The following is a 6,000-nucleotide window of genomic DNA, read 5'->3' on the forward strand; positions in this document are numbered from 1 at the left end:
AAGGCTGTTGTGCAACACAAAAGGGTCCCTGCACAGGCCGTTCCACGCGCTCGGAGCAGCATCATTTTTGTCTGAGCTGGCCGACGTCGATAGCGTCCGTCCCCAGCCCGGTCAAGCCCGGATCGTGCCTTCCCCGGGGCCTCGAAGTCGTGGCGACACGGCATGTGTTGCATCAAGAAAATCCAGCGCGCTGTGGTTACTTCCGGCGCCATCGCAGCGGCCCGGGGTCACAACGGGCCGTTAGATTTCCTCACCATACAGTTAGGGGTAATGCATGGGATTCTGGTCAAAACTGATACGACGCAAGTCAGTCGAGCAGTTGCAATCCGACGCTGGTGCCAGTACTGACTTTCACCGCACGATGGGGGTCTGGCAGCTGACGGCCATCGGCATCGGCGCCATCGTCGGCGTCGGCGTGTTCGTGCTGGCGCCCAACGAGGCCGCGCTGAACGCCGGTCCGGCCATCATCATCAGCTTCCTGGTCGCCGGTATCGGCAGCGCGTGTGCGGCAATGTCCTACGCCGAATTTGCCGGCATGATCCCGGTGACCGGCAGCGCCTACACCTACGGCTACGCCGTGCTGGGCGAGCTGCCGGCCTGGATCATCGGCTGGGATCTGCTGATCGAGTACGCCCTGATCGTCGGCGTGGTCGCGGCAGGAACCTCCAACTACCTGCAATCCCTTATTACCCAGATCACCGGCCTGCATCTGCCGATGTGGCTGCAGGGCGCGTACGATCCGGCGCATCCGGACAGCGGCCGCGTGGTCAACATCATCGCGGTGATCGTGGCACTGGGCATCGCCTGGATCCAGATCATGCGTACCGAGGTCGGCGCGCGCCTGAACACCATCGTGGTGACCATGAAGGTGATTGGCGTGATTATCGTCATCGCCGTGGGCGCATTCTACGTACATACGTCCAACTGGTCGCCATTGATCCCTCCGCTGGTGCATGACGCCGCGGCCGCGGGCGGTTCGCGCTACGGCTGGAACGGCGTGCTCGCCGCGGCCAGCATCGTGTTCTTCGCGGTGTTCGGTTACGACACCCTGACCACCGCGGCCGAGGAGGCCAAGAATCCACAGCGCGACCTGCCGCTGGCGGTGGTGTTGTCGCTGGGCATCTCGATGGTGATGTACCTGGCCATTTCGCTGGTGTTGACCGGCATGGTCCCGTACAACGGCTGCATAGATCCGAGCCAGGTGGCCGGGCAATGCAGCCAGATGATCCTGTCCAGCCAGGCACCCGTGAGCGCGGTGTTTGCTGCGCGCGGCCTGCACTGGATCAGCGCCATCATCGACGTAGCCGCGGTCTGCGGCATCGCCAGCGTGGTGTTCGCCTTCATGCTGGGCGCGGCACGCATCTGGTTTGCGCTGGCCCGCGATGGCCTGCTGCCGGGCTGGTTTGCCAAGCCCCACCCCGAATATGGCACGCCGTACCGTCCGACCATGTTGCTGGGCATCTTCACCGCGTTGGCGGCCGGCTTCCTGCCGATCCGCGAGCTGGCCGAGCTGGTCAACATCGGAACGCTGTCGGCGTTCATCCTGATCTGTGCCTCGGTGCTGATCCTGCGCATCCGGCGGCCGGATCTGGAACGTCGCTTCCGCACGCCCGCCGTCTGGTTGCTGGCACCGCTGGGTATCGTGTTTTCGTTGTTCCTGATCATTGGCTGGCCGTGGTTCAAGGACGGTCACTACGCCCCGATCGGTGGTCTGGACATCGTCACGATCATACGTTTCATCGTCTGGATGCTGATTGGCTTCATCATCTACTTCGGTTATGGCATCCGTCACAGCCACGTGGAAAAACAGCAGAAGGGCGAGTAGTTCCATACACGTATTCAGCTTATCCAGAGCCGTGGCGCCGCAGGGCGCCACGGCCTTTTCATGCCCGGCTTCCAGGGGACACATATGCGACTGGCATGACCTTTGGCAGTCGGGCGAGCGGGCAGATCTGGTCTAGGATGCAAGTGCAATCCGCTGCACCGTTCGGGTGACCACGCCGCAGCGGAACTGCCCTTATTCACCATGTTCCGGTGGCCGGGTCTGCGCGGCTTCGTGCCGATCCTGTCGGGAGTCCCCCATGTCGCGTTCCACCCTGCGCCGACTGCTGTACGCATTTGCCCTGACCTGCGTTTTCGCCGCGCCGTGTGCATTTGCTGCAGTAGCGTCAGCCTCCAGCGCCCCGGTCAAGCATCCCAGCGACCAGCCCTATCCGGGCGGGATGCTGACCCTGGATCTGGATCTCACGCGCGCGCCGGACCGCATCTTCGAGGTCCACGAGACCATTCCGGTCGCACACGACGGCAGCTTTGCGTTGTACTACCCGAAATGGATTCCCGGTGAACATGCGCCGAGCGGTCCGATCAACAACATCGCGGGCCTGATCATCAAGGCCAACGGCCAGCAGCTGCACTGGCGCCGCGACCTGGCCGACATGTTCACGTTGTATGTCGACGTACCCAAGGGGGTTCGCAAGCTGGACCTGCAGTTCCAGTTCCTGTCACCGGGCGGCGGCGGCCAGTTCGGTGCAAGCCCTTCGACCAGCAACGATCTGGCTGACGTGGAGTTCAACCAGGTGGCGTTTTATCCGGCCGGCTACTATTCGCGGCGGGTCATGATCGAACCGACCGTGATCCTGCCCAGGCACTGGAAGTTCGCCACGGCGCTGGATGTTGCAAGCCAGTCCGGCAACGTAGTGCATTTCAAGCCGGTCAGCTTCAACAACTTCGTGGACTCCCCGCTGATCGCAGGCAAGCATTTCAAGCGGGTGGATCTGGCGCCTGGGGCCAAGGTTCCAGTGCATCTGAACATCGTCGGCGATAGTGCTGCCGACGTGAACACCAGCACCAGTCAGGTCAGGGAGCACCGCAACCTGGTCACGCAGATTCTTGCGCTGTTCGGCAGCCATCACTACCACCACTATGATTTTCTGCTGACGTTGTCCAACCATGTCGGGCACTTCGGACTGGAGCATCACCAGTCCAGCGATGATCGCCTGGCGGCCAGTTACCTGACCGACGACCAGATGTACATGCGGGCAGCGACCCTGATGCCACATGAGTGGGTGCATTCCTGGAACGGCAAGTTCCGCCGTCCAGCGGACCTGTGGACACCCAACTTCAACATGGTCAAGCGGGACGACATGTTGTGGGTCTACGAGGGCCTGACCGACTACTGGGCCGGTGTGCTGACCACCCGTTCGGGCCTGTGGACGGCCGATCAGTACCACGACGCCATCGCCTCGATCGCTGCGGCCATGGCCCATCGCACCGGTCGCCAATGGCGTTCGTTGCAAGACACCGCCGATGCCGCGCGACTGACCTATGCCGGTGCCAGCGGTTGGGCCAACTGGCGGCGTCGCACCGACTTCTATCCGGAGGGACAGCTGCTGTGGCTGGACGTGGACACCAAGATCCGTCAGCTCAGCCACGGCCGTCATTCGCTGGATGACTTCGCGCATGCCTTCTACGGGATGGACAACGGCAGCGATGTCACGCGCACCTACACCTATCAGGATGTCATCGATAGCTTGAACAAGGTGCAGCCTTACGACTGGAATCAATTCCTGCGCTCGCGGCTGGATTACACGGGCGACAAGCTGCCCGAACATGGCCTGGCGCGCGGAGGCTGGAAGGTGGTCTACACGGACAAACCCTCGGCCTACGACAAGGCTTCACAAAGCATGGGTCGCGGCACCGACCTCGATTATTCAGCCGGGTTTTCGGTGTCGAGCAATGGTCATGTCTACGACGTGCAGTGGAAAGGCCCGGCCTTCCGCGCCGGCCTGGTGCCGGGCATGGAAATCACCGCCGTCGACGGCAAGTCCTTCACCAGCAAGGGGCTCAAGCAGGCGGTCACCAGGGCCGTTGGCAGCACGGCGCCGATCCGGCTGCTGGTCAAGAATATTGACCGCTTCCGGAGCCTGGAGATCGATTATCACGGGGGGCTGAAATACCCGCATCTCAAGCGCATCAAGGGCACGCCCGACCGGCTTGACCGAATTCTGAAGGCGCGCTAGATCAGTACCAGAGCATGGTTCGCGTCCGGACTTCCACGGACGCATTGTTATCGAAGAGAGGTTCGTACGTGAAAAATACTCTTGTTGCAGTCGCATTGGCGGCCACATTGGGCCTGACGGGTCTGCCGGCACACGCGAGCTCAGGGCCGCAGCCGGTGCCCAATCAGTTCCAGATCCCTGCGCCGCGGGATATAAAGTACCCCGGCACCATCCAGTTGCACGTGGAGGCGACGGACCTGGCTCACCGCATCTATAGCGTGCATGAGCAGATCCCGGTCAGCGCGGGCCCCATCACGCTGCTTTATCCGAAGTGGATCCCGGGCGACCACTCGCCGACCGGGCCCATCGACAAATTCGCCGGGCTGGTGGTCAAGGCCAACGGCAAGCGCATCAAATGGACTCGCGATCCGGCACATGTCTTCGCCTTCCACATGGACGTGCCGCAGGGAGTGAGCACACTCGATGTGAGCTTCAAGTCCCTGACTCCGCAAAAGCACGACCAGGGCCGTATCCTGATGACGCCGGAGATGCTCAGCCTGGCCTGGAACCAGGTGGCACTGTATCCGGCTGGCTACTTCGCCCGCGACATCAACGTACAGGCCAGCATCACGCTGCCGAAGGACTTCAAGTTCGCCACCGCACTCAGCGTGGAGCGCCAGGACGGCAACGATGTCACCTTCAAGCCGATCGACTTCGAGAACCTGGTCGACTCGCCGATGCTGGCGGGCAAGTATTCCAAGCGTTTCGATCTCAATCCGGGGGGTCAGACGCCGATCCACCTGGACGTGTTCGCCGATCAGCCCAGGGAACTGGACGCAAGCAAGGAAGCCATCCAGGCGCATCGCAATCTGGTTACCCAGATGCATCGCTTGTACGGTTCCTTCCACTTCAACCACTATGACTTCCTGCTCTCGATCAGCAGCAAGCTCGGGGGCATCGGCCTGGAGCACCATCGCTCCAGCGAGGATGGCGTGCGTCCGGGCTATTTCACCAAGTGGAAGGAGGACTGGCTGGGCCGGGACCTGCTGGCGCATGAGTTCAATCATTCCTGGGACGGCAAGTATCGTCGCCCCCAGCGCTTGTGGACGCCCAACTTCAACGTGCCCAAACGTGATCACGGTCTGTGGGTCTACGAGGGGTTCACCCAGTACAGCGGTTACGTGATGGCCACGCGTGCCGGTCTCTGGGACAAGAAGCAGGCGCTGCAGATGCTGGCCTCGGTCGGTGCGACCTATGATCGCGGCCGTCCGGGTCTGAAGTGGCGCACCATCTGGGACACCACCAATGACCCGACCATTGCCCAGCGCGCGCCGTTGCCGTATCGCAACTACCAGATGAGCGAGGACTACTATTCCGGTGGTCAGCTGATCTGGTTGGCTGTGGACGCGAAAATCCGTGAGCTGACCCACGATCGGCGCAACCTCAACAACTTCGCGCGTGATTTCTTTGGCGTGCATCCGGGCGCCTGGGACATCAACACCTTCTCCTTCGGCGATATCGTCCATGCGCTGAACAAGGTGGCGCCGTACGACTGGAAGATGTTCCTGGACAGCCGTCTGAAGGGGCATGGCAACCTCTCCAAGGCATTTGACGCCGAGGGTTGGAAGCTGGTCTACAACGACAAGCCCAGCAAGGCGGTCAAGGGCTTCGAGCATCGCTACCACTTCACTGACCTGACCTATTCCATCGGCATCCGCGTCAATCAGAAGGGCCAGATGCGCGATGTGCTGTGGAACAGCCCGGCGTTCAAGGCCGGTTTGGCTCCGGCGATGACCATCGTCGCCGTCGACGGCAAGGACTTCAGCCCCGACGTGCTGGAGCGTGCGGTCACTGCGGCCAAGACCGGCAAGGCGCCGATCAAGCTGCTGGTGAAGGACTTCAACGAGTACCGGACCCTTGATATCGACTACCACGGTGGCCTGCAGTATCCGCACCTGGAGCGCATCAAGGGGCGTCCGGACTATCTCTCGCAGGTCCTGTC

General features: G+C 62.0%; 3 protein-coding genes. All 3 read left to right on the forward strand.

The genetic code is table 11. The annotated features are described in order from the left end of the window. Positions 1-274: 274 nt before the first annotated feature. Positions 275-1,825, forward strand: a complete 1,551-nt coding sequence (locus PF446_RS13010) for an amino acid permease (RefSeq protein ID WP_298072280.1) — start codon at positions 275-277, stop codon at positions 1,823-1,825. Positions 1,826-2,081: 256 nt separating this feature from the next. Then, positions 2,082-4,019: a M61 family peptidase gene (locus PF446_RS13015; protein WP_298072282.1), complete on the forward strand. Its 1,938-nt coding sequence runs from the start codon at positions 2,082-2,084 to the stop codon at positions 4,017-4,019. Between the two features lie 68 nt (positions 4,020-4,087). Next, the coding region (locus PF446_RS13020) for a peptidase M61 (RefSeq protein WP_298072284.1) at positions 4,088-6,000 on the forward strand (1,913 nt) is incomplete at its 3' end.

The sequence above is a fragment of the Oleiagrimonas sp. genome, assembly GCF_027858935.1.
Lineage (GTDB): Bacteria > Pseudomonadota > Gammaproteobacteria > Xanthomonadales > Rhodanobacteraceae > Oleiagrimonas.